At 60.1% G+C, this 22,755-nt stretch carries 30 protein-coding genes and 2 tRNA genes; 17 read left to right on the forward strand and 15 right to left on the reverse strand.

Annotation, left to right across the window (positions count from 1 at the left end):
• Positions 1-67: 67 nt before the first annotated feature.
• Positions 68-265 (forward strand): carbon storage regulator CsrA, encoded by a 198-nt coding sequence (gene csrA / locus OZ911_RS18695; protein ID WP_012051904.1) that lies wholly within the window; start codon positions 68-70, stop codon positions 263-265.
• 36 nt (positions 266-301) lie between these two features.
• On the opposite strand, the gene OZ911_RS18700 is transcribed toward csrA, so the two are convergent.
• The 4 genes from OZ911_RS18700 to OZ911_RS18715 form a co-directional block, all read right to left on the reverse strand.
• Complete coding sequence (locus OZ911_RS18700) at positions 302-655, reverse strand: response regulator (RefSeq protein ID WP_016487938.1); 354 nt, start codon at positions 653-655, stop codon at positions 302-304.
• A 12-nt stretch (positions 656-667) separates the two neighbouring features.
• Positions 668-2,113: an ATPase domain-containing protein gene (locus OZ911_RS18705; RefSeq protein WP_016487939.1), complete on the reverse strand. Its 1,446-nt coding sequence runs from the start codon at positions 2,111-2,113 to the stop codon at positions 668-670.
• 5 nt (positions 2,114-2,118) lie between these two features.
• On the reverse strand, positions 2,119-3,279 hold the full coding sequence (locus tag OZ911_RS18710; RefSeq protein ID WP_070086354.1) for a two-component system sensor histidine kinase NtrB: 1,161 nt from the start codon (positions 3,277-3,279) through the stop codon (positions 2,119-2,121).
• A gap of 70 nt (positions 3,280-3,349) precedes the next feature.
• A complete protein-coding gene (locus tag OZ911_RS18715; protein ID WP_016487941.1) occupies positions 3,350-3,625 on the reverse strand; it encodes a hypothetical protein in 276 nt (91 codons plus the stop codon).
• A gap of 197 nt (positions 3,626-3,822) precedes the next feature.
• Here OZ911_RS18715 and OZ911_RS18720 point away from each other — a divergent pair.
• Together OZ911_RS18720 and OZ911_RS18725 are read left to right on the forward strand one after the other, a co-directional pair.
• Positions 3,823-3,907: transfer RNA gene (locus OZ911_RS18720), tRNA-Leu, on the forward strand.
• 104 nt (positions 3,908-4,011) lie between these two features.
• Positions 4,012-4,425, forward strand: coding sequence for a DoxX family protein (locus OZ911_RS18725; protein ID WP_016487942.1), 414 nt, complete (start codon positions 4,012-4,014; stop codon positions 4,423-4,425).
• A gap of 1 nt (position 4,426) precedes the next feature.
• Here OZ911_RS18725 and OZ911_RS18730 read toward each other — a convergent pair whose 3' ends face one another.
• On the reverse strand, positions 4,427-4,624 hold the full coding sequence (locus OZ911_RS18730; protein ID WP_016487943.1) for a hypothetical protein: 198 nt from the start codon (positions 4,622-4,624) through the stop codon (positions 4,427-4,429).
• A gap of 422 nt (positions 4,625-5,046) precedes the next feature.
• On the opposite strand from OZ911_RS18730, the gene adhP reads away from it, so the two are divergent.
• From adhP to OZ911_RS18745, 3 genes are all read left to right on the forward strand, one after another.
• Complete coding sequence (gene adhP, locus OZ911_RS18735) at positions 5,047-6,057, forward strand: alcohol dehydrogenase AdhP (protein ID WP_016487944.1); 1,011 nt, start codon at positions 5,047-5,049, stop codon at positions 6,055-6,057.
• 77 nt (positions 6,058-6,134) lie between these two features.
• On the forward strand, positions 6,135-6,341 hold the full coding sequence (locus OZ911_RS18740; RefSeq protein ID WP_016487945.1) for a DUF6434 domain-containing protein: 207 nt from the start codon (positions 6,135-6,137) through the stop codon (positions 6,339-6,341).
• A gap of 531 nt (positions 6,342-6,872) precedes the next feature.
• Positions 6,873-7,127, forward strand: coding sequence for a hypothetical protein (locus OZ911_RS18745; RefSeq protein ID WP_134792777.1), 255 nt, complete (start codon positions 6,873-6,875; stop codon positions 7,125-7,127).
• A gap of 106 nt (positions 7,128-7,233) precedes the next feature.
• On the opposite strand, the gene OZ911_RS18750 is transcribed toward OZ911_RS18745, so the two are convergent.
• Entirely contained in the window at positions 7,234-8,508 is a 1,275-nt protein-coding gene (locus tag OZ911_RS18750) for a Y-family DNA polymerase (protein ID WP_023047945.1), read from the reverse strand.
• Entirely contained in the window at positions 8,498-8,926 is a 429-nt protein-coding gene (locus OZ911_RS18755; RefSeq protein ID WP_016487949.1) for a LexA family protein, read from the reverse strand. Before OZ911_RS18755 ends, OZ911_RS18750 begins: the two co-directional genes overlap by 11 nt.
• Positions 8,927-9,028: 102 nt before the next feature.
• On the opposite strand from OZ911_RS18755, the gene OZ911_RS18760 reads away from it, so the two are divergent.
• From OZ911_RS18760 to OZ911_RS18770, 3 genes are all read left to right on the forward strand, one after another.
• Positions 9,029-9,748 (forward strand): SOS response-associated peptidase, encoded by a 720-nt coding sequence (locus OZ911_RS18760; protein WP_031311988.1) that lies wholly within the window; start codon positions 9,029-9,031, stop codon positions 9,746-9,748.
• A gap of 28 nt (positions 9,749-9,776) precedes the next feature.
• Complete coding sequence (locus OZ911_RS18765; protein ID WP_016487951.1) at positions 9,777-10,097, forward strand: hypothetical protein; 321 nt, start codon at positions 9,777-9,779, stop codon at positions 10,095-10,097.
• Between the two features lie 164 nt (positions 10,098-10,261).
• Entirely contained in the window at positions 10,262-10,624 is a 363-nt protein-coding gene (locus OZ911_RS18770) for a YceK/YidQ family lipoprotein (protein WP_016487952.1), read from the forward strand.
• A 138-nt stretch (positions 10,625-10,762) separates the two neighbouring features.
• Here OZ911_RS18770 and OZ911_RS18775 read toward each other — a convergent pair whose 3' ends face one another.
• The 5 genes from OZ911_RS18775 to sohB all read right to left on the reverse strand — a co-directional run bounded on the left by OZ911_RS18775 (position 10,763) and on the right by sohB (position 13,591).
• Positions 10,763-11,002 carry a hypothetical protein gene (locus OZ911_RS18775; RefSeq protein WP_016487953.1) on the reverse strand — a complete coding sequence of 80 codons (240 nt, stop codon included), beginning with the start codon at positions 11,000-11,002 and terminating at the stop codon, positions 10,763-10,765.
• Positions 11,003-11,088: 86 nt separating this feature from the next.
• Positions 11,089-11,418 carry a hypothetical protein gene (locus tag OZ911_RS18780; protein WP_082421997.1) on the reverse strand — a complete coding sequence of 110 codons (330 nt, stop codon included), beginning with the start codon at positions 11,416-11,418 and terminating at the stop codon, positions 11,089-11,091.
• Positions 11,419-11,510: 92 nt separating this feature from the next.
• Positions 11,511-11,819: a hypothetical protein gene (locus OZ911_RS18785; RefSeq protein WP_023047941.1), complete on the reverse strand. Its 309-nt coding sequence runs from the start codon at positions 11,817-11,819 to the stop codon at positions 11,511-11,513.
• Between the two features lie 524 nt (positions 11,820-12,343).
• Positions 12,344-12,417: transfer RNA gene (locus OZ911_RS18790), tRNA-Cys, on the reverse strand.
• A gap of 154 nt (positions 12,418-12,571) precedes the next feature.
• Positions 12,572-13,591: a protease SohB gene (sohB, locus tag OZ911_RS18795; RefSeq protein WP_016487957.1), complete on the reverse strand. Its 1,020-nt coding sequence runs from the start codon at positions 13,589-13,591 to the stop codon at positions 12,572-12,574.
• A 199-nt stretch (positions 13,592-13,790) separates the two neighbouring features.
• Between sohB and OZ911_RS18800 the strand changes: the two genes are divergently transcribed.
• The 4 genes from OZ911_RS18800 (at position 13,791) to OZ911_RS18815 (ending at position 16,964) form a co-directional block, all read left to right on the forward strand.
• Positions 13,791-14,501 (forward strand): histidine phosphatase family protein, encoded by a 711-nt coding sequence (locus OZ911_RS18800; RefSeq protein WP_070086355.1) that lies wholly within the window; start codon positions 13,791-13,793, stop codon positions 14,499-14,501.
• A 56-nt stretch (positions 14,502-14,557) separates the two neighbouring features.
• Positions 14,558-14,875: an SCP2 sterol-binding domain-containing protein gene (locus OZ911_RS18805; protein WP_016487959.1), complete on the forward strand. Its 318-nt coding sequence runs from the start codon at positions 14,558-14,560 to the stop codon at positions 14,873-14,875.
• Positions 14,876-15,092: 217 nt separating this feature from the next.
• On the forward strand, positions 15,093-16,160 hold the full coding sequence (locus OZ911_RS18810; protein WP_023047940.1) for a phosphotransferase family protein: 1,068 nt from the start codon (positions 15,093-15,095) through the stop codon (positions 16,158-16,160).
• A gap of 36 nt (positions 16,161-16,196) precedes the next feature.
• Complete coding sequence (locus OZ911_RS18815; protein WP_016487961.1) at positions 16,197-16,964, forward strand: SDR family oxidoreductase; 768 nt, start codon at positions 16,197-16,199, stop codon at positions 16,962-16,964.
• On the opposite strand, the gene OZ911_RS18820 is transcribed toward OZ911_RS18815, so the two are convergent.
• Both OZ911_RS18820 and OZ911_RS18825 read right to left on the reverse strand, forming a co-directional pair.
• Positions 16,965-17,786 carry a class I SAM-dependent methyltransferase gene (locus tag OZ911_RS18820; RefSeq protein WP_070086356.1) on the reverse strand — a complete coding sequence of 274 codons (822 nt, stop codon included), beginning with the start codon at positions 17,784-17,786 and terminating at the stop codon, positions 16,965-16,967. It lies immediately after the preceding gene.
• Positions 17,787-17,953: 167 nt separating this feature from the next.
• Positions 17,954-18,304 carry a hypothetical protein gene (locus tag OZ911_RS18825; protein WP_016487963.1) on the reverse strand — a complete coding sequence of 117 codons (351 nt, stop codon included), beginning with the start codon at positions 18,302-18,304 and terminating at the stop codon, positions 17,954-17,956.
• Positions 18,305-18,420: 116 nt separating this feature from the next.
• On the opposite strand from OZ911_RS18825, the gene OZ911_RS18830 reads away from it, so the two are divergent.
• Positions 18,421-18,711 (forward strand): RcnB family protein, encoded by a 291-nt coding sequence (locus OZ911_RS18830; RefSeq protein ID WP_016487964.1) that lies wholly within the window; start codon positions 18,421-18,423, stop codon positions 18,709-18,711.
• 1 nt (position 18,712) lies between these two features.
• Here the strand turns inward: OZ911_RS18830 and OZ911_RS18835 are convergent, their stop codons facing one another.
• Positions 18,713-19,873 (reverse strand): GGDEF domain-containing protein, encoded by a 1,161-nt coding sequence (locus OZ911_RS18835; RefSeq protein ID WP_070086357.1) that lies wholly within the window; start codon positions 19,871-19,873, stop codon positions 18,713-18,715.
• Between the two features lie 224 nt (positions 19,874-20,097).
• Here OZ911_RS18835 and OZ911_RS18840 point away from each other — a divergent pair, with 224 nt between their 5' ends.
• From OZ911_RS18840 to OZ911_RS18850, 3 genes are all read left to right on the forward strand, one after another.
• Positions 20,098-20,283, forward strand: coding sequence for a hypothetical protein (locus OZ911_RS18840; RefSeq protein WP_016487966.1), 186 nt, complete (start codon positions 20,098-20,100; stop codon positions 20,281-20,283).
• A 73-nt stretch (positions 20,284-20,356) separates the two neighbouring features.
• On the forward strand, positions 20,357-20,749 hold the full coding sequence (locus OZ911_RS18845) for a glycine zipper domain-containing protein (protein ID WP_060517179.1): 393 nt from the start codon (positions 20,357-20,359) through the stop codon (positions 20,747-20,749).
• A gap of 125 nt (positions 20,750-20,874) precedes the next feature.
• Complete coding sequence (locus OZ911_RS18850; protein WP_016487968.1) at positions 20,875-22,704, forward strand: SLC13 family permease; 1,830 nt, start codon at positions 20,875-20,877, stop codon at positions 22,702-22,704.
• Positions 22,705-22,755 lie beyond the last annotated feature (51 nt).

Raw genomic sequence — 22,755 nt, forward strand, 5'->3', positions numbered from 1 at the left:
AGAGGGACAAGCTCCCACCGCTGCGGCAAATAGGCCGGCGGACTCTTACATTACCAAGGAGAACTACATGCTGATACTCACCCGTAAGGTTGGCGAAAGCATCGTCATCAACGATGACATCAAAGTCACCATTCTGGGCGTCAAAGGGATGCAGGTGAGGATCGGTATCGATGCACCGAAAGATGTTCAGGTCCATCGCGAAGAGATCTTCAAGCGTATTCAGGCTGGCAGCCCGGCCCCGGAGAAACACGAAGACTCACACTGAGCCCCCTGGGAACATGGCTGCGCTTGATCGCCAGGCTCAGGTGCCCAACAACTGGCGCACCTTGGCGATCATCTCGTCCATGTCGAAAGGCTTGTCGAATATGGCGGCGAACAGGGCCGGGCATCCTTGGCTGGCCTGTGCGCCGCTCATCAGAATGACCGGCAATTCGCACAGCAATGGGTCTTGGCGCATGGCACGAACCAGCTCCTCACCATTGAGCAGCGGCATCATGTAGTCGGTGATCACCAGCTCAACACGCTTTTCCTTCAAGGCCTCCAGTGCCTTGCAGCCGTTGCTCGCCTTTTCTACCAGATAGCCTTCGTCCTCCAGGGCAAAACCAAGGATATCGGCAATCAGGTATTCGTCATCGACGATCAGGATGGTGTTCATCGGCTTGCTCCGTCACCCGCTCCCCTGCGGCACGGGCGTTCCCGAGAGCACACCACTGGCGCCTTCGAACGCCTTGCGCAAGCTAATGCCCTGCGGCCCGATCAACAGTTCGTGCAAGGCCGGGTCATGGTGACTGTCACGCACCTTGAGGATCGACAGCATGCGCCGTAGTTGAGAATCCAGCTCGACGAAGCGCATCAGCATCAGGTTGTCGACAATGCTCGACAGGTCCGGGGCCGGCGCGCTGATTTCCGCGCCGAAGATGTCGCGCATTTCCCAAGTCAACATCACGCTCACATCACGCGCACGCAGCTCGCCGGCGATGGCGCGGAAAAACCCATTGAGCCGCGCCGGATCGACGGCCAGGCGACTGAATGCCCCAAGGCTGTCAATCAGCACGCGCTTGCTGCCCTGCGCCTCGACACGTTCGAGCAGGCGCGCGCCGATCTGGTCTAGCAGGCCCTCGGTAGTCGGCTGCCAACACAACTGCAGGCTACCGTCCTGCTCCATCGCTGCAAAGTCATAACCCAGCGACGCAGCCTTGTTGCGCAGGCGTTCGGGCGTTTCATAAAAGCCGAAATGCAGCCCCGGCGCCTGCACGGTGCTGGCGCCAAGAAAGGCCAGCCCCAATGATGTCTTGCCAATACCAGAGGGCCCGATCAACAGGCTGACCGAACCCATCGCCAGGCCGCCTTCGAGCATCTCATCCAGGGATGACACACCACTGCTGATGCGCGCCGGGGTGGCGCTGCCCATCTGGCTCGGGTGGCTGAACAACGCTTCCAGGCGCGGATAGACCTGCATGCCGCTTTCATTGATAAGGCATTCATGGCGCCCCGACAACGCCGCACTGCCGCGGGTCTTGCGCAACTGGATATGCCGCACGGCGCGGCTGCCCACCAGTTGCTCACCCAACTCGATTACCCCGTCGACCATGGTGTGCTCCGGGCTGCCCTCGTCCAGCCGCGCACTGGTGAGCAGCAGGACGGTGCAGCCGGCAAAGGCCGCATGGCCCTGCAGCTCGGAGACGAATTTCTTGGTGTCCAGCGTGGTTTCGGCACGCACCCGGGCATTGAGCACACCGTCGACAATCAGCAGGCTGGCCTGCTGCCGGGCGATTTCCTGGCGCAGCAGCCGCACCACAGCATCCAGACCTTCCTGCTCAAGGGTATCGAAGGCACTGACAAACTGTATCTGATCGCCAACCAGCGTCGGGTCAAAAAAGTCCAGGGTGGACAGGTACTGGAACAGCCGCTCATGCGACTCGCTCAACAAGGTGGCGACCAGCACGCGGCCACCCGAGCGCACGTGCCCGTAGGCCAGCTGATTGGCCAGGATAGTCTTGCCGGCACCCGGCGGGCCTTGAATGATGTAGGAGGCTCCGGCTACCAGCCCCCCCTTGAGCAGCGCATCGAGCCCTTCGATACCTGTCACCAACCGCCTGAGTGCCTGCGCCATGATGCTTACCTGTCGAGTGGGCTGTTGGTCTTGTCCTGATACGTTGGCAAGTAAAGCTGCATGAAAGTTCCATGGCCGGGCTCACTGTCGACGTGGATAGCGCCACCGCTCTGCCTGGCAAAGCCATATACCTGGCTAAGGCCCAGGCCAGTACCCTTGCCGAACGCCTTGGTCGTGAAGAATGGCTCGAAGATGCGCGGCAGAATTTCTGGTGCAATCCCTCCACCACTGTCTTCCACCACGAAGCGCACAAAGCTGCCGTGCAGCCCTCCCACCTCGCCAGCCAGCTCAACCACATCGACTGTCAGACCTATCCGGCCCTCCTCTGCGATAGCATCGCGGGCGTTGAACAGCAGGTTCAGCAGCACCATCTGCAACTGCCCGGCATCCACTTCAATAAACGGCAAGTCCGCTTCCAACTGCACCTGTAGCTCTATCGAGCTGGGCAGTGCGTGCTCCAACAGGCCGCGGGTAGCAGCGACCAGGTCTGCCGGTGCGACACGCGCTACATCGAGCTGACGGTGGCGAGCAAAGCTGAGCAGCTGCTGGGTCAGTTCAGTGCCCCGCTGCCCGGCGACGAGAATGTGCTGCAACATGCGCTCGATGCGCGCCGGGTCTTTGCTGGCGAGCGCCAGTCGCGCGGAACTGATGATGATGGTGAGCATGTTGTTGAAATCATGCGCCAGCCCCCCGGTCAACTGGCCGAGGGCTTCCAGCTTCTGCGCCTGGAACAACTGGGCGCGCACTGCATCCAGTTGCATCGCCGACTCGCGGCGGTCGGTGATGTCCCGCGTGACCTTGGCCAGGCCGATGATCTGCCCTTGGTCATCGCGGATCACATCCAGCGCCGCCAGGGCCCAGAACTGTGTGCCATCCTTGCGCACGCGCCAGCCCTCATCCTGCGCCACTCCTTCCTCCAGCGCCTGGCGCAGCAAGCGCTCAGGGCGGCCGTCGGCGCAGTCCTGGGGGGTGAAAAACAGCGAGAAATGCTGGCCGATCACTTCATCGGCGCGGTAGCCTTTGATCCGTTGCGCCCCGGCATTCCACGACACCACATGGCCAGACGTATTCAGCATGTAGATGGCGTAATCCACCACAGACTGAACCAGCTGCTCATAGCGGTGTTCAGGCATGACGGGGTTGTCGAGGCAGTCAGCTGAAACCATGAAGACTCCACTGGCACAGCGCAAGGGACATAAACGTTAGCCGAGGGTGCCCGCCAGCGGCTAGCGATGGTCAGCGTTCAGGCTCGACCAGCACGGGGCTGATGCGCCGTGGCATCGCCACCCTCAACAGCCACAGGCCAACCAGCATGATAACCCCTCCGCCCACCAAAGCCATCCACCGCTGCGGCTGTGGGTGCTCAGCATCGAAACCGAGCATCAACAGGTAGCCACCCAGGCTTATCAGGCTGAGGAACAGAAACGCGCCCAACACCATCACCTGGGCAAATAGCAGCCGCCAGAACAGCCGTGGGCGCGCCACTTGCGTGCAAGGGTCAGACCGAGTCATCGCGGCATACTCTTGGATCCAATAAAGGCGGCAACAGTGGCGTAATGACACCAAGGTGTCAATTGCCCAGTGGTCCAACCCTTCTGTTGATCATAGGTGCTGCAGTTGACTCAAATATAACAATGGGTTATAAAGCGCGCTTGATTGCAAAGCCCTTCTGCTAGAAGCGGGCTGGTCGTCACGACCCTTTCAAGCGTGCGAGTGTGGTGGAATTGGTATACACAGCAGACTTAAAATCTGTCGGCGTGAGCCTTGCGGGTTCGAGTCCCGCCACTCGCACCAAACTTCCTCGAAAAGGCGCCCTTGCGGCGCCTTTTTGCTGTCTGCCAGCAATCCTTGGCGCAGCTGCTAAAGTGGAGCGTGTCCTCTTCCACTGGAACGCCGCCATGCGCTACTCGCTGCTAGATGGCCAACGCGACATCATTATCCTGATTGCCCGCGTACTGCTGATGATTTTGTTCGTCTTGTCTGGCTGGGCCAAGCTGACCGGCTTTGATGGCACGGTTGGCTACATGACGTCGCTCGGCGCCCCTGCCCCCATGCTGGCGGCAGCGATTGCCGTGCTCATGGAGTTCGTCGTCGGCATCCTGCTCATCCTGGGCTTTTACACCCGCCCGCTGGCATTTCTATTCGCACTGTTCGTGCTGGGTACGGCACTGCTGGGCCACCCGTTCTGGAACATGGTCGACCCCGAACGCAGCGCCAACATGACCCAGTTCCTGAAAAACCTTGCCATCATGGGTGGCTTGCTGTTGCTGGCAGTGAGCGGCCCTGGGCGTTTCTCGGTGGACGGGCGCTGAGTCAGTCGTCTTCGCAGTCATCGAACCAGGCTGGGTGATCACGCTCTTCATCATCAAGGTCATCCAGCGTTTCCTCATCTTCTTCCACTTCATCCTCGGCGCCTTGGGCATCCGCCTCGGGCTCCATGTCTTCGTAGAGAAATTCATGGTCAAGCAAGTGATCATGCTCGGGTTCGTGCAGGTCGTCTTGGTCGTGCATGCTGGCTCCTGGGGTGATGGCAGGCCTGTATAGGCTGATCAGGTGCCAAGGTCAATGTGTTCCGCTTAATCCTGGGTTAACCGGCCGGGTGCAGCCTGCAGGCTCTCCCTTCAAACGTCTTTTGCCCGCCTTTCATGGCGGGCTTTTTTATGGCCCAGGGAACATGACAGCCTCATGACCTGAGCTTCACGAAATACTCACAACCAGACCGGCACACTGACCCTGCTCCGTACGTTCTTGAAGCCCGCCGCATCATTGCCGCGGGCTTTTCTTTTTGCGACGTGTTCATGAAGCATACGCAGGGCCGCTGCTACACCTGCTAATCCAGCCGCGCATGACCTATAGCAGTTTTGCCCGGTCCGCCAAGGGCTATGCTAACCCGGCGATAACCCAAGCTCACTCAGATAGACACGGAGGCTCTTATGAAAGCTGCTGTCGTTGCACCAGGCCGTCGCGTGGACATAGTAGAGAAAGCCCTGCGCCCCCTCGAACACGGCGAAGCGCTGCTGAAGATGCAATGCTGCGGTGTGTGCCACACCGACCTGCACGTAAAGAATGGCGACTTCGGTGACAAGACCGGCGTCGTGCTGGGCCATGAAGGTATCGGCGTGGTCCAGGCAGTCGGGCCGGGGGTTACCTCGCTCAAACCGGGCGACCGTGCCAGTGTTGCCTGGTTCTATCAGGGTTGCGGGCATTGCGAGTACTGCAACAGCGGCAACGAAACCCTGTGCCGCGAGGTGAAGAACTCCGGGTACACCGTGGACGGCGGCATGGCAGAGGCCTGCATCGTCAACGCCGATTACTCGGTCAAAGTACCCGACGGCCTCGATTCCGCTGCCGCCAGCAGCATTACCTGCGCTGGCGTCACGACCTACAAGGCGGTGAAAATCTCCAACATCCGCCCCGGCCAGTGGATCGCCATCTACGGCCTCGGCGGGCTGGGCAACCTGGCCCTGCAATACGCCAAGAACGTCTTCAACGCGAAAGTGATCGCCATCGACGTCAATGAACAGCAACTGCGCTTCGCCAGCGAAATGGGCGCAGATTTGGTGGTCAACCCGCTCAACGAAGACGCCGCGAAGGTTATCCAGGCCAAGACCGGTGGCGCCCACGCTGCCGTAGTGACTGCCGTCGCCAAAGGCGCATTCAACTCGGCCGTCGATGCCTTGCGCGCTGGCGGGCGACTGGTTGCTGTCGGGCTTCCGTCGGAGTCCATGGACCTGAACATTCCCCGCCTGGTGCTGGATGGGATTGAAGTAGTGGGCTCATTGGTCGGTACACGCCAGGACCTGCAGGAAGCCTTCCAGTTTGCCGCAGAAGGCAAAGTCGTGCCCAAGGTGACGCTGCGACCGATCGAAGATATCAACCAGATCTTTGACGAGATGCTGGAGGGCACGATCAAAGGCCGCATGGTGATCCAGTTCGAAGACTGACTATTTTCACACGCCGACAAGGCCTGTAGATTTTTGGTCTACGGGCTTTGTGCCTTTTCGCAGTCAAGGAGCAGACCATGAGCGTCGACTGGCACGCCGGGCCGATTACCCGCACCACCGCGCTAGACAAGCATTACCGCAACACGCACAAAGTGCGTCAGTTTCTGCTCAGTGAGTGCGGCCCGTCATTCCGGTTCGACCGCTCCTTTATGGCATGGATCAAAACCGGGGCACCGTCGACGATGGGCGAAGTCGCGGACGAATGGCAGCGACTCCATCGATGACAACCGGCACCTGCCCCCTGCAACCCGGACTGCGCGCCAGCCGCGTCTTTCAGCATTTTGTCCAACGATTCAACCATGCTGGAATAATCCATTTCCTGACTCCGTCAATAATGGAATTGGCTTCGGTACAACCCTAGCTTCAGAACATTTCAATCTTTGATGAGGAAGCCGAAGAAGGATGCCTCTCATGCTGAAGACCAGCGTTTCAGAGCAGAGGTTCAAGATAAGTGCCTGGGAGAGGGCACGCAGGACGCCATCCTTGAGGGGTTATGCGCTTCGATTCCAGTGAAAAGCAACGGCCAGCACAGTGAATGCCAGCACGGCCTCAGCTACCAGAAACACGCCGTAAAAGTCTTCCGAAAACATGTCAGTCATTCCGCAGATAAGCGTTGAGAGAGGGGGGCGCCACGCATCTAACGTAACGGCCAACCTCAGAGCGATTACCCCTCTCAGAAGTTCACTGCTTTTCGCGGCTCGTCGCCCTTACCCCACCGATGTAACCCAATACACAGAAAGCGATAGCGCTTGCGCATGACATGGGCACTGGCTGCGCGTAAAGGCTCGAAACCGTCACTCAAAAAAATGAATTCGGTAGCTGCCTGTTCGGTCAAGAATAATGAACGCAGTAAATCTGACGAGGTGACAGCAATGACTATCCAAGCAGAGACACTCGCTCAACTGACCGAGGCGCTTAAGCAGCACGGCATGAACCTGGTATCAGAGGTTGCATTTACCAGAGCGCCTTACAGATACAACCACCGCTGGATCTGCATCGTAGAGCAATGACCTTTATGGCCGGCGGCCTGGAGCGAGACTCCTCCGCCGGTCCCCCTCTTCTGTACACCACACGCCTATGGAAGGGGAAGCAGACGGGGCCAAGCCGATGACAGGTTCAACATTTGACCGTCCACAGCTGGTCAATCCGCGTGGTATAGGATTGGCTCATCATCTCTCTCCTCATGCCCCAGTCCGGTGTTGCCGGCACGCTGGCGGCTCGCATTGTCCCTCGCCCCCAGCGCTGGTTGATGTCATCCATCATCTGCATCAATCGGTGACATGCAACCGATTGCCTGGGCGCAAACAAGTCCCCTGAAAATTCATCTGGTTGCCGCAGGTCCATCAGCAGCACCTCTGCCTTGCTGTAGCGAAACCCTGGCCTGAAGACCTGCCCGACCGCGTCGGTAGCCAGTCGGGTCATCAGCAGCGTGTCGCAGGTTGGGTATGGCAGCTCCACCAGCGCGCCTTGTGCGTGGTGCGCCTCATCCGGGTTGAACATGCCGGTGCGAATGCTCACACGCATGCGCTTGCACACTGAGCCCTGAACCCGGAGCTTCTCCGCTGCTCGGCCAACGTAAGTGGCCACTGCCTGCTGGATGGGCGCAAGCTCTGTCAGCCGCTTGCCGAACATCCGGCTACAGCAGATTTCCTGTTTAGGGGGTTCGGCCTCGTCCAGCTCCAGGCACGGCGTGCCCGCCAGCTCGCGGGCAGTCTTCTCCACGATCACACTGAATTTCTGTCGAAGCGTGCGGGCGTCAGCCTTGGCCAGGTCCATCGCCGTATGAATGCCCATTGCCTCGAGGTGGGCGGTCATTCGCCGGCCAATGCCCCACACCTCCTTCACGTCGGTGTTGCGCAGCACCCAATCGCGCTTGAACGGATCGGTAATGTCGACCACCCCGCCCGTCTGCGCATGCAGGCGCTTCGCCGTATGATTGGCCAGCTTGGCGAGCGTCTTTGTGCCAGCGATGCCGACCCCCACGGGGATACCGGTGCACTGGAAGATCCTGGCCCGCAGCTTGCGTCCGAACTGGGTCAGGTTTTCCTGAATACCCGACAGATCGGCGAAGCATTCATCGATGCTGTAGACCTCAGTGTCAGGCACCATCGATTCGATCAGGGACATGACACGCTCGCTCATGTCGCCGTACAGCGCGTAATTACTGCTGAAGGCCATGATGCCGTGCCGACGCAGCTTGCCCCTCGCCTGGAAGTACGGTTCACCCATCTTCACGTATGGCTTGGCGTCGTATGACCTGGCGATCACGCAGCCATCGTTGTTGCTCAGCACCACGATAGGGGTCTTGGTCAGATCCGGCCGAAATACCCGCTCGCAGCTCGCGTAAAACGAGTTGCAATCGATCAGTGCAAATACCGGGTCACTGCGCATGATCGCGAACGCTGTATCGAACCACGCCCCAGATGACGAGCTCGTCGCCTTCCATGACATAGCGTGGCGGATAGGCGGGGTTTTCTGACTTCAGGATCACCACGCCGTCGCGACGGTAAAGGCGCTTGCAGACCGGTTCACTATTGACGGCGGCAATCACCACATCGCCGTGCCCGGCTTCACGGCCGCGGTCTACGATGACGATGTCACCTGAATAGATCCCCGCCCCTTGCATGCTGTCCCCCTCCACTTTCACCAGATACACATGGGGTGCACGGAGGTCGAATAACTCATCGAGGGAAATATGGCCTTCCAGATGGTCTGCAGCAGGCGACGGGAAGCCGGCCGGAACGTGGAATGAATAGAGCGGTAGTGGTTCGGTGCCGCCGGCTGGCGCACCCAATAACGTGATGGTCATGATGAAAGGCCCAGCGCAGACTGTATGTATATACAGTAAATCTGGCATCAGGTGCACGGTCAATCCTGGCCAGCGAAATTTCTGACGGGCGAGAGGTGGAAAATGTGCGGACGGTATTCGATGTACGAGTCGATGGACCACTACCTGCGCCAGCTATCGCTGGATCTGGTGGTAATCAATGGCTACGACCACGCGTCCATCAGTCGCTACAACGTGGCGCCGTCGACCCGGGTGGAGGTGATACGTCAGATAGAAGGCGCGCTCAGCGTGGATCGGGTCAAGTGGGGATGGTCGCCATTCTGGGCAAAGGGAAAAAGGCCCGACCCGATCAATGCTCGGGCGGAAACGGTGGTAACGGGGAAATTTTTCAAAGGCCTGTGGCCAGGTGGCAGAGCGCTGGCGCCGGCAAACGGATGGTTCGAGTGGGTAGCCGACCCCGCGGACCCGAAGCGCAAGCAGCCTTACTACATCACAAGCGCTGATGGAGGGCCGCTCTACTTCGCAGCGCTCGCTGAAGTGCACCAGGGCATGGAGCCCAATGAGAGCGATGGCTTTGTCATCATAACCGCAGCGGCGGACCAGGGGCTCATCGACATACATGACAGAAAGCCTTTGGTACTCAAACCGGAGACCGCCAAAGAATGGCTGGACCCGGCAACATCTCCGGCGCGCGCGGCAGCAATTGTTACAGCGGGTTGCAGGCCGGCTGAGGATTTTCGTTGGTATCCGGTAGGCAAGGCGGTGGGCAATGTCAGGAATGAGGGGGAATCGTTGATTGCGGCAATAGACAGCGAAAACCATCAGGGTCAGCTAGAGTTTTGACAAGGTGAAACACCGCGAGAGAACGATCATGCTAAAACAAGAAGCAGACGACGTGATTGAGCGTATCCGTGACGATCTGAAAAGGCACGGAGTGCTGATCGGCTACGATCCAGAATTTACCAGTGCTGAGTTCGGATGCGACCTGGATTACCATGTTGCTCAGGTTAGAGAAGACCCGAACAATCATGTATTGCGTATCGCGATACATGACGAAGGCTTGTGGGCCCAGCTCCGGCAGGGGGCGGTGTATCGCGGTATTGTCAGTGATTGCCAAGGGAAGCTCTTCGGCATACCTATTCTGATAGAGCCCAGAACCGATGCGTCCTACACCATTCAATACAAGCTCTAGGCGTCACCAAGGTTGTCTGGCGCAAGCCTGTGCCCCCTGCAGAGTGAGCTGTGCGATTCGGTGAAGCAGGGGGCAATCGCTACCGCGAGTCTTGGCCAAACCCGCACGACGCGGGGGCATTCATTAATGCGCTATTATCCGGCCATCACCAAGGAGATGGTCTGATGAAACAGCTGTGGACGGGATTGGCGCTGCTCATGATGCTTGGCGGTTGTGGGACGGTACGCACCGTTTCCAGTGAATCAAAGGCCATGGGCGACCTGGCTGAATGGAATTCTTATTGCCCCGCTATCCCCCGGATGTATAGCGGGGTCGCCTACCAGTTTTGCAACTTGACTGGACCTGAAAGAACGGGAGTACATTCAGACCCCTATCAAATTCTGGTAGATATGGCTGCGTCGGGCGTGGCTGATACGCTGGTTCTGCCCTACACCAGCTATCAGCAATACAAGCTCGGCAATATGGTGATACCAAGCTTCAGCCCACAGATGAGTCAGCCATCGGATCAGCCTGGGCCGTCGAACTGATAGTGATCTCGGGGCTGTAATCGCTCAGGGCCTGCGCGACGCAGGCGCGGCTAGCTGGGGGACAGCCGGGTTGTGCAGCATGTACCGCGCTGCGCCACCCGATCACCGACCTCGGTGAACGCGCCTGCCAGGCCAAACTCAACTTTTCTGACTTTCCACGTACTGTTCCGCCATAACCTTCCCTTCGAGAATGGCTTCTGTCGAAGAGGAGAATGGGCGGCTCACACGCAGGGTTCGCGCCGTTGCACCTGGCTTCCCTACTTCAACCAACATCCCGGTTGGAAATTCAACGCTCGACTCCCACAGCACGTAAATCGATGCCTGGTAACCGAGATAGGAATGCACGTAAAGGTCATGACTGGTGGACTGAAGGCTCATCACTTTCTCCAACTGGGCGCCTTGATGCGCGTCTGATAGAGATACGACTGATGCGATCTGAGGAGCGTTCCGTTTTCCCGGCATCGTTATCTGTGAAGACGCGAACCTCTGCGGGGAAGGGGTTCAGGCCCTGGTGCTTTTGGCGCCGGAAACGCCTGTGCGACCCAGCCGTGAGCACGCTCGATCGCCCAAGCAATCGCTACAGACGGTTTTTGGCCACAGCAGTTTGGGTGAAGCTCTTCAAGCAAGAGCACGCCTTTTTCTCCATAGATACCCAAGAAAAGTTGAGTAGCGTTTTCAGGCGAGAGCCGCGCCTGGATGTTGATTAAAGTGCCGCAGGTCAGGCGCTCATCGTAGTTCCGAAAATACATCTCAGGATTGGCCCACTCCCAGTAGACTTTGCCGCGATTGCGCATGGAAAGGACCTTGAGCTCAAATTCTTGACTGGTGGGACAGCATACACAGCTGTTCCACCGAATCCACTGCAGAAGCCCTGCGTTACATTTTTTTACAACTGCTTTTCGGTTGAACCGGTGATGGCGCCCATTGCCACCCCTTCAATCGCCACGCGGCGAGCCAGGCCCACGCCCCATGCCAGCGCCCTGGTCATCGACTCGCCAGGCCGAGAGTTGAATGCCTCTTCGTACAACGCCATCCCTGACCAAGCATAAACCCCCAAGAAAATCTGCGTCCCGCCAGGTCGGCAACGCCTCACCTGAACGTCAATGCGAGTGCCGTCACTCAGTGTTTCTTCATGACTTTGGTGGTGCAACGCCGGTTCAGCCCAAGCCCAGTACACGTGGCCCCTCATTCGCATATAGCTCTCCGTCATCGCCGGTGGGTGGTTGATGTAACCAGGACTGGCAGACCCCTTCATTTGTAATTAGGCCTATCCAACTAGCTTGACCACCGACCGCGAACAAAAGCTCATTTTTTCCGCTGCCCCCTCCAGCAGCAGCACCGCTCTGATGGTTCAGGATTTCATGCCAACGCGATCTGAAATCGATATTGCCAGGGTTCCGGTTGCGGATGCCGCAGGCGTGTTTACAGATTTATAAGGCGATCACTGGGGCTGGCCAAGTCATCGACGACGCTACGGGACGATCCAGAATTGCGGCATCTGGATTAAGCGCGGCCACTGGATGAACAGCGCCAAGGTCGCGCGGATCTCAGAGGTCGAGCCTTTCGACGCGCTCGCGGGATTGATGGAGATGTTCAGCGGGGGGTCAGTCCCGGATCAATCACCGCGCAGCGCAGCGGGCACAGGATCCGGAAACGGTGCGGCTTTTTTAGGCGCAAATAAAAACCCCGCAGACGTTAATCTGCGGGGCTTTCGAATGGTGGAGGCCGAGGTCGGAATCGAACCGGCGTAGACGGATTTGCAATCCGGAGCATAACCACTTTGCTACTCGGCCTCAAAGGTCGGATCTAGCTGCTTGCGCTTTGCTATCTCCTTGAAACGCTGAACCTTTTTCAAAGTTTGCTGCGTTTCGATGGGCGCCATTATGTCTTCATTCTTTTAACCTTGCAACCCCCTGAACGAAAAAAAATTTCAACGGGTTCAAGGTGTTAGCGCAGGCGGCCGAGTTTACTCCACAAGCCCACCACTGTGTTCTCCACCGCACCACTCGCCGCCATGCCGATTCGCTCTTGCAGGCTCTTGCGTTCGGCATAGTGCAGGTGGAACAGGTTGGCGTTGCGCGCGCGGGCGCTAAGGTACTCGTCGCTGGTCTGCAGTTCGTCCACCAGCTGGCGGTTGAGTGCTGCCACGCCCAGCCAGACTTCGCCTGTGGCCACTTCGTCAATGTGCAGTTGCGGGCGATAGCGGGCAACAAAGTCCTTGAACAACTGGTGGGTAACGTCCAGGTCTTCCTGAAACTTCTCCCGGCCCTTGTCAGTGTTCTCGCCAAACACGGTCAGGGTGCGCTTGTACTCGCCGGCGGTCAGCACTTCGAAGTCGATATCGTGTTTTTTCAGCAGGCGGTTGACGTTGGGCAGCTGCGCCACCACCCCGATCGAACCCAGTACGGCAAATGGCGCACTGATGATTTTTTCCCCGATACAGGCCATCATGTAACCACCGCTGGCGGCCACTTTGTCGATGCATACGGTCAGCGGTATGCCCGCTTGACGAATGCGCGCCAGTTGCGACGCCGCCAAGCCGTAGCTGTGTACCAGGCCACCACCGCTTTCCAGGCGTAGCACCACTTCGTCACGCGGGGTGGCGAGGGTTAGCAGCGCGGTGATTTCGTTGCGCAGGCTTTCGGTGGCAGAGGCTTTGATATCGCCATCGAAGTCCAGCACGAAAACCCGGCCCTTTTCCTCGGCCTTGCCTTTCTTCTGCTGTTTTTCCGCCTTGGCCTGCTGCTTGCGCAAAGCCTTGAGCTGAGCCTTGTCGAGCAGGCCGGACTCCAGGCGCTCGCGCAGGTCCTTGTAGAATTCGTTCAGGCGGGTGACCTGCAGTTGCCCACCCGGTTTGCGCCGCCCCTTGCTGCGCAACCCGGCGATAGCCGACAGCACCACGAGGATGGCGATGACCAGGGTGGCGGTTTTGGCGAGAAAGCTTGCGTATTCGGCAAGAAACTCCACGTTGACTCCTTAAATACCTGCGCCAAGGCGGCGCGTTAACTGTTGCAAGCATACCGCTGCGCCAAAGGTGCTGCCAGCTGGTGTAAACGCTGGCAACACCTTTCAAACAACCTTTTCAAACGCTTGTATGTTTTTTCGTTGACAGCCCGTGTGCTGCATCCTAACCTCGCAGCAACCTCCAAACAGGCCGGAACCTTTCGTGGGCAACCTCTACCTGATCCGACATGGCCAAGCCTCTTTCGGTGCTGATGACTACGACGTCCTCTCGCCCGTGGGCGTGCGCCAGAGCCACGCGCTGGGTGAGCACCTGGCCCAGTTGGGTGTACGGCTGGACCGTTGCGTGGCAGGCGACCTGCGCCGCCAGCAGGATACCGCGCGCCTGGCCCTGCAGGCCTTGCATGCCAGCGGCTGCCAGGTGCCGGCTGTTGAGACCGACGCGGCGTTCAATGAGTTCGATGCCGATGGCGTCATCCGCGCCCTGTTGCCTGGGCTGCTGCCAGAAGAGCCCGATGCCCTGCATATACTGCGCAATGCTGCGCAGCATCGCAGCGAATTCCAGCGCCTGTTCGCATTGATGGTGCAGCGCTGGCACGCGGGCGAACAGGCGGACGATGGCCTGGAAAGCTGGCAGGCTTTCACTCGTCGTGTACAAGGTGGCCTGGAGCGCGTGCTCGATACCGCCGGCAGCGGTGACAATGTCGCCATCTTCACTTCGGGCGGCACCATTGCCGCCCTGCTGCACCTGGTTACCCGTATTACCCCCAGCCAGGCGTTCGCGCTGAACTGGCAAATCATCAACACGTCGCTCAGCCAGCTGAAGTTCCGCGGCCGCGACGTGGCACTGGCCTCCTTCAACAGCCAGGCCCATGTGCAGCTGTTGAAGGTACCGGAGCTTGTCACCTATCGATGAGCCCGGCTTGTTGTGTCCCTGCGGGGACGTGTAAATAACTCTATAAGGAATGCGCCATGACCTCCGTAGCTGATGCCGTCAAAAAGATGCAAGAGAAGTTCAACCCATCCGCTGCCGCCGGCCTGGACCTGGTGTTCGGCTTCAACATCACCGACGAAGGCAAGCAATACGCGCTGATCGTCAAAGACGGCACCTGCGACCTGCAGGAAGGCGAAAACCCGGACGCCAACTGCACCCTGGTGATGGACAGCGAAACCCTGAAGGGCATCGTCAGCGGTGAAACCGATGGCATGCAGGCCTTCATGGGCGGCAAGCTGCGCGTTGAAGGCGACATGATGCTGTCGATGAAGCTCAGCGAGCTGTTCCCGTCCTGAGGGCTGGGTACACCGGATGATCGAAAGACCGAAGCCTTGGCGGCTTCGGTTTTTTTTTGCCTGCCCCAAAGCCTGCGCTGGCACGTTGGTCGTTGACATAAGGGCAGTTGATCAACCAGCAACACCCTCACCTATATGGCACCTGGCACGCTTGTTCCAGCGCCGGCAGGCCATTAGATTAGCCAATAGTCCTTGGGATCGAAAATAAGGAAAACGCATGACGCTCACCGACCAGTCCACCCAGGTACGCCCCGGCGAAGAACTCGACGCGGCCGTCATCGACCCTTACCTCAAGGCCAACATCCCCGACCTGGACGGCCTGCCGCGCATCAGCCAGTTTCCAGGAGGGGCCTCCAACCTCACCTACCTGGTCAGCTACCCGGGCCGGGACTTTGTGCTGCGCCGCCCGCCATTCGGGCAAAAGGCCAAGTCGGCCCACGACATGGGCCGCGAGTTCCGCATACTCAACCAGTTGAACAGCGGCTTCCCCTTCTGCCCCAAGGCGTATGTGCACTGCACCGACAGCAGCCTGATTGGCGGTGAGTTCTACGTCATGGAACGGGTCAAGGGCATCATCCTGCGCTCGGACATCCCTGCCGGGCTGAACCTTGACGCCAGCCGCACCGAGGCCCTGTGCAAAAGCTTTATCGACCGCCTGGTCGAGTTGCACCAGGTGGACTACAACGCCTGTGGCCTGGCCGACCTGGGCAAGCCGGAAGGCTATGTACAGCGCCAGATCGAGGGCTGGACCAGCCGCTACCAAAAAGCCCTGACCCCGGATGCCCCGCGCTGGGAAAAGGTGACCACCTGGTTGCACGAAAAAATGCCTGCCGACCACCCGAAGCCCGCCATCGTGCACAACGATTACCGCTTCGACAACGTCATCCTCGACGCCGACAACCCTATGCGCATCATCGGTGTGCTGGACTGGGAAATGGCCACCCTGGGCGACCCGCTGATGGACCTGGGCAACAGCCTGGCCTACTGGATCGAAGCCGACGACCCGGCGCCGGTGCAACTGATGCGCCGCCAGCCGAGCAACGCGCCGGGCATGCTCACCCGCCGCCAGTTCGTGGATTACTACGCGGCACGCGCAAACATCACGCTGGACAACTTCGATTACTACTATTGCTATGGCCTGTTCCGCCTGGCCGGCATCGTCCAGCAGATCTACTACCGCTACTACCACGGCCAGACCCAGGACAAGCGTTTCGCCCAGTTCATCCACATGAACCGCTTGCTCGAGCAGATGACCTTGCAGGTCATTGCCAGGTCCAGCCTCTGAGCAACGCCCACGACGACGGATAACAAGGAAAACAGCATGTCCAAGACCCACCTGTTCGACCTCGACGGCAAGATTGCCTTCGTTTCCGGCGCCAGCCGCGGCATTGGCGAAGCCATCGCCCATCTGTTGGCCCAGCAAGGTGCACATGTGATCGTTTCCAGCCGCAAGCTCGACGGTTGCCAGCAGGTGGCCGAGGCGATCATCGCGGCGGGTGGCAAGGCGACGGCGGTGGCCTGCCACATTGGAGAGCTGGAACAGATCCAGCAGGTGTTCGCCGGCATCCGCGAACAATTCGGGCGCCTGGACATCCTGGTCAACAACGCCGCCACCAACCCGCAGTTCTGCAACGTGCTGGACACCGATCCGCATGCCTTCCAGAAGACCGTGGACGTGAACATCCGCGGTTACTTCTTCATGTCGGTAGAAGCCGGCAAGCTGATGCGCGAGCATGGCGGTGGCAGCATCATCAACGTGGCATCCATCAACGGTGTGTCCCCCGGCCACTTCCAGGGCATCTATTCGGTGACCAAGGCGGCAGTCATCAACATGACCAAAGTCTTCGCCAAGGAGTGCGCCCAGTTCGGCATTCGCTGCAACGCCCTGCTGCCGGGCCTGACCGACACCAAGTTTGCCTCTGCACTGGTGAAAAACGATGCCATCCTGAACGCCGCACTGCAGCAGATCCCACTCAAGCGCGTAGCCGACCCCAAGGAAATGGCCGGCGCGGTGTTGTACCTGGCCAGCGATGCGTCCAGCTACACCACTGGCACGGCACTCAACGTCGACGGCGGGTTCCTTTCCTGATCAGGCCTTGACCGCCACCAAGCTGTAGCTCAGGGGCAGGCGTGCAGGCTGCTCGCGCAAGCGATACTCGCCATCGCTGCCCTTGACCATCTGCCCCGGTAGGGCCTCCCAAGGGATGCTCTGGTGCTCGACCAGCACCGTCAGTTGCAGCCCATGCGCCAGCAAGGCAGTAACCACTTCACCCAAGCCGTGGTTCCATTCGTGGGTTTCAGTGTGGGCAAGGCGCTGTTCAGTCTCGACATAGGTCTGGTCGTTGTGCCACACCGTCGGGGCTTCGTGCTCGAAGTACGGGTATTCGAGCTGCAGGCGGTCCTGGTGGTCTTCATTGACGGCCATCAGCATCGGGTGCCCATCGCGCAGGAATAACCGCCCGCCCGGTTTCAGCAGCGCCGCGACCGCACGCGCCCACGGCTCGATGCGGGGTAACCAGCACAGCGCGCCGATACCGGTGTAGACCAGGTCGAACGTGCCTGCCGGCAGTACCGTGTCGGCGGCATAGACGTCGGACTCGACATACTCGATGGCCACCGCACAACGCTCGGCCAGTACCCGTGCCTCGGCCAGCGAAGCCGCGGAATAGTCCAGGCCGCAGACCTTGGCGCCAAGGCGCGCCAGCGATAGGGTGTCGGTGCCAATGTGGCACTGCAGGTGGACGGTCTTCAGCCCATTGATGTCGCCGAGCAAAGGCAAATCGAAGCGCACGGTTTCGGACAGGTGCCCAGGGCGCTGGACGAGAGTCTCGACTTCGTAGTCCTTCGAGGCAGCGTGCAGCGGGGCGCGTTCGTCCCAACTGCTGCGGTTGAGTTGCAGTGAACGGTCCATGGTGTCTTCCTTGAGTGGTAACGGTTCATGCTAGCCGCCACCTGCCCCTCTAAGACACCACTGCCTTGCTAAAAATTGTAAAGCCCGCAAAGCACCCACTGAGCAATAACTGGACTGCACTGGCCGCCCCTACAGGCCGGCGATGAAGCCAATACAGGCTGCGGCCTTTACAAACAGGTCGCCGCCGCTGCCCGGCGCTGCAGCGCCACGCCGTCGTTTTTCTGCGCGTAGTAATCCACCCGAGCCCCGCCTGCCTGTGGATAGACATCCACAAACGCCTCTGCCTCACGGGTATACACGGTGAACCCGCCCTGCTTGCGCGGTTGCAGGTAGCCACTGGCGTCATCGCCGAACACCTTCTCTTCCTGCCAGCTGAACTGGATACACTGCGCCACCAGCTCCGGCGCCTTGCTTGAATCGAGCTGCGCAGTCGGCTTGCCGCCGCGGGCCGTCTCCATGGTCGCAGAAGCACAACCGACCAGCATCAGCGCCGCGGCCATCGGCAAAATCGCACGCATGTTCCATCCTCAGGGTATCGAAAAAGATGCGACTCTAGCACTCGCGGGCATTGCGAGTGAATTGTCACGCACATGCCGCTGTCGCAGATAAGGTACGCCGCCATAAGGAGCACCACATGAAGCTTCACTATCTGCTACTTGCCGCCCTGCCCTGCCTGCCCCTGGCCGTCAGCGCCGCGCCCTCCAGCGAAGAAAGCATCACCGCCCCGGAAACCCACAACCGCACGCTTGAAGTGGGCGACAAGGCACCGGACCAGTACAAACGTGACGAGCAGGCCATCAAGGACTGGAAAGCCAAAGGCCTGCCCGCCCCCGAGAAAGAAAGCCATTGGGTACGCATGGGCGAGCACTACGTGCTGGTGCAGATCACCAACGGTGTAGTACTGGCGATCCAGCCGGCGTCCTGATTCAACCCGCCTGGATCAATGCCGCCATGTGCACCGTGTTGCGCCCGGCGGCCTTGGCCTGGTACAGCGCGGCATCCGCCTGGGCCAGCAGGTTGGCGGTGCTATCTTTGGGAGCTGGTACGCCACACCACAGGCCCACGCTGAAGCGCAGTTCGATCTGGTCATCGGCAAAACGGGCCGGGCTGCGCGCAATAGCCTCGCGCAGGCCTTGCAGCGCAGCCATCGCCCCGCTGCGGTCAGTGCCCGGCAACAACAGCAGGAATTCCTCACCACCATAACGGCCCAGGCTGTCACCCTGACGCAGCCGCTGCTGCAACTGGCGCACGCAATGGCACAGCACTTCGTCGCCAGCCAGGTGCCCATACAGGTCGTTGATGCGTTTGAAATGGTCGATGTCGATCATTGCCACGGCCAGGCTGGCCTGTTGCTGGCGAGCACGGTCCAGTTCCACCGCAAACCGGTCCAGGATCGCCCTGCGGTTGAATGTGCCGGTCAGCACATCGTGCAGGGCCAGGTGCTGCAAGCGGGACTCGCTACGCTCCTTGGCCATCAGCACCAGCCCGATCGAATACATCATTACCGTCGCCGTGCCGATTGCCACGGAAATGCTCTGCTTGAGGTTGCTGGTGTCATAACGCATTTCCACTGCCGTGCCATTGGCCACCGCCACCACACGCATACCCAGGCCGACCAGGCTGATCAGCGCACCGATCTGCAGCAGCAGGTGGGCCCTGCCCGGCCGTTCGGCATGGCGCCACGCCCAGTAAAGGATCATCGAGCACTGCAGCATCAATACCAGCGTCGCCAGCAGCATGCGCGGCTCCAGCGTATCGAGCAGCAGCACCAGCCCCCCCAGCATGCAGGCAGGAATGACGAAGATGACACGCCAGGGCACCACCTGCTCACGCACCCGGAACAAGCTGGCGGTGTAGAACGCCAGGGCCAGCGACAGCAAGCTGTTGCCCAGACCATAGCTGACCCACAGCGGGGCCTGGGCATAGACGGTGTAGCAGACATAAGCCAGGGCATGCACCAGCAGCCCGCAACCCGTTAGCAGCAGGTTGTCACGGCGGTTGCTACGCCCCACCAGCAACAGGCAGAAAGCTAGAATAGTTGCGACCAAGGCAACGGCGGCAAACAACGTGGGGGTGTGGGCGATCATCGTGATTCACCGAGTGGCAGATTGCCGTCTTCGCTGCGGCTTACCCCACAGTCTAGAGGGCCATGGCGCACTCGACCATGACCGAATGGGACAGAACAACAGCCTGCAAGCACGCCGCCCATCACTGGCGCGACAAATTTTTGCCTGCCCGGGAAACCAAATGGATCATTCCCAGTCTCAGCAAGTGCCCCGTAAACCTTTGCGGATCAAGGACCTATATCGTGATGACCCGCCTTGCAAGCCTTTCGCTGATTGCTGCAGTCCTGCTGACCGCAGGCTGTCACAGCCATCGCTACCATGATGACGACGATGGCTGGCGTGACCGCGACCGTGGCCATCGCCACCACCATCGGCATGACCGCGATGACGATGACAATCGTCAGTACCGCGGTGACCGCGACTACCGCTGAAGCGTCTTTGCACCCCTGACCTGCCGCCCGTTGCGCGGCACCTTAACCTGATGATTCCTTTGAGGTTCGTATCATGCGTCTGACTCTGCCTTCCCTTGCCCTCGGCCTGCTGCTGTGCCAGGGCGCTTTCGCCGGCGACGGTACTGCCGCCATTGGCGGTGGCCTGGGTGGTGTGCTGGGTAACGTTGTTGGTCAACAACTCGGCGGCAAGGCCGGCGCGGCCATCGGTGCTGGCGTGGGCGGCGCAGCCGGCAGCGCGGTAGGTGCACGCAAGGGCAATCGTACCGAAGCCGCCATCGGCGGTGGCCTGGGCTCGGCTGGCGGCTCGCTGCTAGGCGGCGCGGTGGGCGGCAAGACCGGCTCCACGGTCGGTGCTGGCCTGGGCGGCGCAGCCGGTGGGGCCCTCGGCAACCACCTGGGTGACGACAACCGCGGCAGCAAAAAGCACCGCCGTCACCGTCACTGATTACCTGACTCAAGGGCCGTATAGCGGCCCTTTTTGTTGCAGCACATCAACACCCCCTTCATCACGAACTGGCACACTGGCTGCTACTGTCTATCGTGCCCCGTGTGAAGGAACACCCCCTCCCCATGAACCAAGATCTGCTCTGGGTCCTCGGCCTGCTGGCCATCGTCGTTACCCTGTTCATCATCAATCGCCCACGCATGGACGTGGTCGCGCTGATGGTGATCCTCGCCCTGCCCCTACTCGGCATCCTCACCGTTGAGCAGGCCCTGGCCGGCTTCAGCGACCCCAACGTGGTACTGATCGCCGCCCTGTTCGTGATCGGCGAAGGCCTGGTGCGCACCGGCATTGCCTACCGCATCGGCGAATGGATGAGCGAGCGGGCCGGCAATAGCGAAACACGTCTGCTGGTGCTGCTGATGGTGGCCGTGGCCGGGCTGGGGTCGATGATGAGCTCCACCGGTGTGGTGGCCATTTTCATCCCGGTAGTGCTGAGCATTGCCGCGCGCCTGCAGCTGTCGCCCAGCCGTCTGATGATGCCACTGGCATTTGCCGGGCTGATCAGTGGCATGCTCAGCCTGGTGGCCACACCGCCCAACGTGGTGGTGCACAGCGAGCTGGTGCGCAATGGCGAAGCGGGCTTCAGTTTCTTCAGCTTTACCCCTTTCGGCCTGGTGGTGCTGGTGCTGGGGATCGGCTACATGCTGCTGACCCGGCACTGGCTGAACGGCGAAGTGCGCAAGGACGGCCGCGTGGAAACCCGCCGGACACTGCTGGACCTGGTGCTGGACTACAAGCTCAACGGCCGTGAACGGCGCCTGCGCATACGCCCTGATTCACCGCTGATCGGCCATACCCTCGGCGAGCTGGAGTTGCGCACCCGGCACGGCGCCAACGTGATCGGCATCGAGCGCCAGCACAAGTTCACCACACGGGTGATCGGCGCCGACTCCAACACCGTACTGCACCAGGGCGATGTGCTGCTGCTCGACCTGTTCGCCAACCGCGACAACCTGCGCAGCCTGTGCCAGACCATGCAACTGGAGCCCCTGCACTTCAAGGCGGCCTATTTCATCGACCAGTCCCAGGAGCTGGGCATGGCCGAGGTCTCGCTGCCGCCGGGCTCGCAGTTGATCGGCAAGAGCGTTCTCGAACTGGCCTTCCGCACCCGCTTCGGCCTCAACGTGGTCGGCCTGCGCCGCGAACAGGCGGCAATCGAAGAGCAACTGGTAGACGAAAAACTGCGCCTTGGCGATACCCTGCTGGTGGTCGGCCCGTGGAAGGCGGTACGCCAGTTGCAAAGCCAGCCCAAAGACTTTCTGGTATTGAGCCTGCCCGCCGAGATCGATCAGGTCGCGCCAGCCCGCACCCGCGCGCCGCAGGCATTGCTTAGCCTGGCGGTAATGGTCGGGCTGATGGTCAGCGGTGCCGTGCCCAATGTCATCGCGGCGCTGATCGGTTGCCTGCTGATGGGGGCCGGCCGCTGTATCGACATGAACAGCGCTTATAAGGCCATTCATTGGCAAAGCCTGGTGCTGATCGTCGGCATGCTGCCATTCGCCCAGGCACTGCAGAAAACCGGTGGCATCGATTTGGCGGTGGGTGGGCTGGTAAGCGTACTGGGTGGTGCCGGCCCCAGTGCCATTCTTGCCTGCCTGTTCGCCGTTACAGCGGTGATCGGCCTGTTCATTTCCAACACGGCCACTGCGGTACTGATGGCACCCGTGGCTGTCAGCACCGCAGCGCAGCTGGGCATGTCGCCCTACCCGTTTGCCATGACCGTGGCGCTGGCCGCATCGGCGGCGTTCATGACACCGGTGTCATCCCCGGTCAACACACTGGTGCTGGGCCCGGGGCAATACCGCTTCGCTGATTTCGTCAAAATTGGCGTGCCCTTCACCGTGCTGGTGATGTTGGTCACCGTCGTGATGGTGCCGTGGTTCTTCGGGCTATGAGAAAAGCGCTATAGACTAAAGGCAATTTGACATTATCTCGACCGATCGCGG

The organism is Pseudomonas fortuita (assembly GCF_026898135.2).
GTDB classification, from domain to species: domain Bacteria; phylum Pseudomonadota; class Gammaproteobacteria; order Pseudomonadales; family Pseudomonadaceae; genus Aquipseudomonas; species Aquipseudomonas fortuita.

What these genes read in the sequence shown, in the direction of transcription:
- adhP (WP_016487944.1), top strand. Translation starts at nt 5,047, where the DNA reads ATGAAAGCTGCTGTCGTTGCACCAGGCCGTCGCGTGGACATAGTAGAG.
- OZ911_RS18830 (WP_016487964.1), top strand. Translation starts at nt 18,421, where the DNA reads ATGAAGCTTCACTATCTGCTACTTGCCGCCCTGCCCTGCCTGCCCCTG.
- OZ911_RS18845 (WP_060517179.1), top strand. Translation starts at nt 20,357, where the DNA reads ATGCGTCTGACTCTGCCTTCCCTTGCCCTCGGCCTGCTGCTGTGCCAG.
- OZ911_RS18770 (WP_016487952.1), top strand. Translation starts at nt 10,262, where the DNA reads ATGAAACAGCTGTGGACGGGATTGGCGCTGCTCATGATGCTTGGCGGT.
- OZ911_RS18750 (WP_023047945.1), bottom strand. Translation starts at nt 8,508, where the DNA reads ATGCGCAGTGACCCGGTATTTGCACTGATCGATTGCAACTCGTTTTAC.
- OZ911_RS18700 (WP_016487938.1), bottom strand. Translation starts at nt 655, where the DNA reads ATGAACACCATCCTGATCGTCGATGACGAATACCTGATTGCCGATATC.
- OZ911_RS18825 (WP_016487963.1), bottom strand. Translation starts at nt 18,304, where the DNA reads ATGCGTGCGATTTTGCCGATGGCCGCGGCGCTGATGCTGGTCGGTTGT.
- csrA (WP_012051904.1), top strand. Translation starts at nt 68, where the DNA reads ATGCTGATACTCACCCGTAAGGTTGGCGAAAGCATCGTCATCAACGAT.
- OZ911_RS18810 (WP_023047940.1), top strand. Translation starts at nt 15,093, where the DNA reads ATGACGCTCACCGACCAGTCCACCCAGGTACGCCCCGGCGAAGAACTC.
- OZ911_RS18835 (WP_070086357.1), bottom strand. Translation starts at nt 19,873, where the DNA reads ATGATCGCCCACACCCCCACGTTGTTTGCCGCCGTTGCCTTGGTCGCA.
- OZ911_RS18805 (WP_016487959.1), top strand. Translation starts at nt 14,558, where the DNA reads ATGACCTCCGTAGCTGATGCCGTCAAAAAGATGCAAGAGAAGTTCAAC.
- OZ911_RS18710 (WP_070086354.1), bottom strand. Translation starts at nt 3,279, where the DNA reads ATGGTTTCAGCTGACTGCCTCGACAACCCCGTCATGCCTGAACACCGC.
- OZ911_RS18785 (WP_023047941.1), bottom strand. Translation starts at nt 11,819, where the DNA reads ATGCGAATGAGGGGCCACGTGTACTGGGCTTGGGCTGAACCGGCGTTG.
- OZ911_RS18765 (WP_016487951.1), top strand. Translation starts at nt 9,777, where the DNA reads ATGCTAAAACAAGAAGCAGACGACGTGATTGAGCGTATCCGTGACGAT.
- OZ911_RS18815 (WP_016487961.1), top strand. Translation starts at nt 16,197, where the DNA reads ATGTCCAAGACCCACCTGTTCGACCTCGACGGCAAGATTGCCTTCGTT.
- OZ911_RS18850 (WP_016487968.1), top strand. Translation starts at nt 20,875, where the DNA reads ATGAACCAAGATCTGCTCTGGGTCCTCGGCCTGCTGGCCATCGTCGTT.
- OZ911_RS18775 (WP_016487953.1), bottom strand. Translation starts at nt 11,002, where the DNA reads ATGAGCCTTCAGTCCACCAGTCATGACCTTTACGTGCATTCCTATCTC.
- OZ911_RS18705 (WP_016487939.1), bottom strand. Translation starts at nt 2,113, where the DNA reads ATGGCGCAGGCACTCAGGCGGTTGGTGACAGGTATCGAAGGGCTCGAT.
- OZ911_RS18730 (WP_016487943.1), bottom strand. Translation starts at nt 4,624, where the DNA reads ATGCACGACCAAGACGACCTGCACGAACCCGAGCATGATCACTTGCTT.
- OZ911_RS18820 (WP_070086356.1), bottom strand. Translation starts at nt 17,786, where the DNA reads ATGGACCGTTCACTGCAACTCAACCGCAGCAGTTGGGACGAACGCGCC.
- OZ911_RS18755 (WP_016487949.1), bottom strand. Translation starts at nt 8,926, where the DNA reads ATGACCATCACGTTATTGGGTGCGCCAGCCGGCGGCACCGAACCACTA.
- OZ911_RS18740 (WP_016487945.1), top strand. Translation starts at nt 6,135, where the DNA reads ATGAGCGTCGACTGGCACGCCGGGCCGATTACCCGCACCACCGCGCTA.
- OZ911_RS18745 (WP_134792777.1), top strand. Translation starts at nt 6,873, where the DNA reads ATGACATGGGCACTGGCTGCGCGTAAAGGCTCGAAACCGTCACTCAAA.
- OZ911_RS18780 (WP_082421997.1), bottom strand. Translation starts at nt 11,418, where the DNA reads ATGCGCAATCGCGGCAAAGTCTACTGGGAGTGGGCCAATCCTGAGATG.
- OZ911_RS18725 (WP_016487942.1), top strand. Translation starts at nt 4,012, where the DNA reads ATGCGCTACTCGCTGCTAGATGGCCAACGCGACATCATTATCCTGATT.
- OZ911_RS18715 (WP_016487941.1), bottom strand. Translation starts at nt 3,625, where the DNA reads ATGACTCGGTCTGACCCTTGCACGCAAGTGGCGCGCCCACGGCTGTTC.
- OZ911_RS18760 (WP_031311988.1), top strand. Translation starts at nt 9,029, where the DNA reads ATGTGCGGACGGTATTCGATGTACGAGTCGATGGACCACTACCTGCGC.
- OZ911_RS18840 (WP_016487966.1), top strand. Translation starts at nt 20,098, where the DNA reads ATGACCCGCCTTGCAAGCCTTTCGCTGATTGCTGCAGTCCTGCTGACC.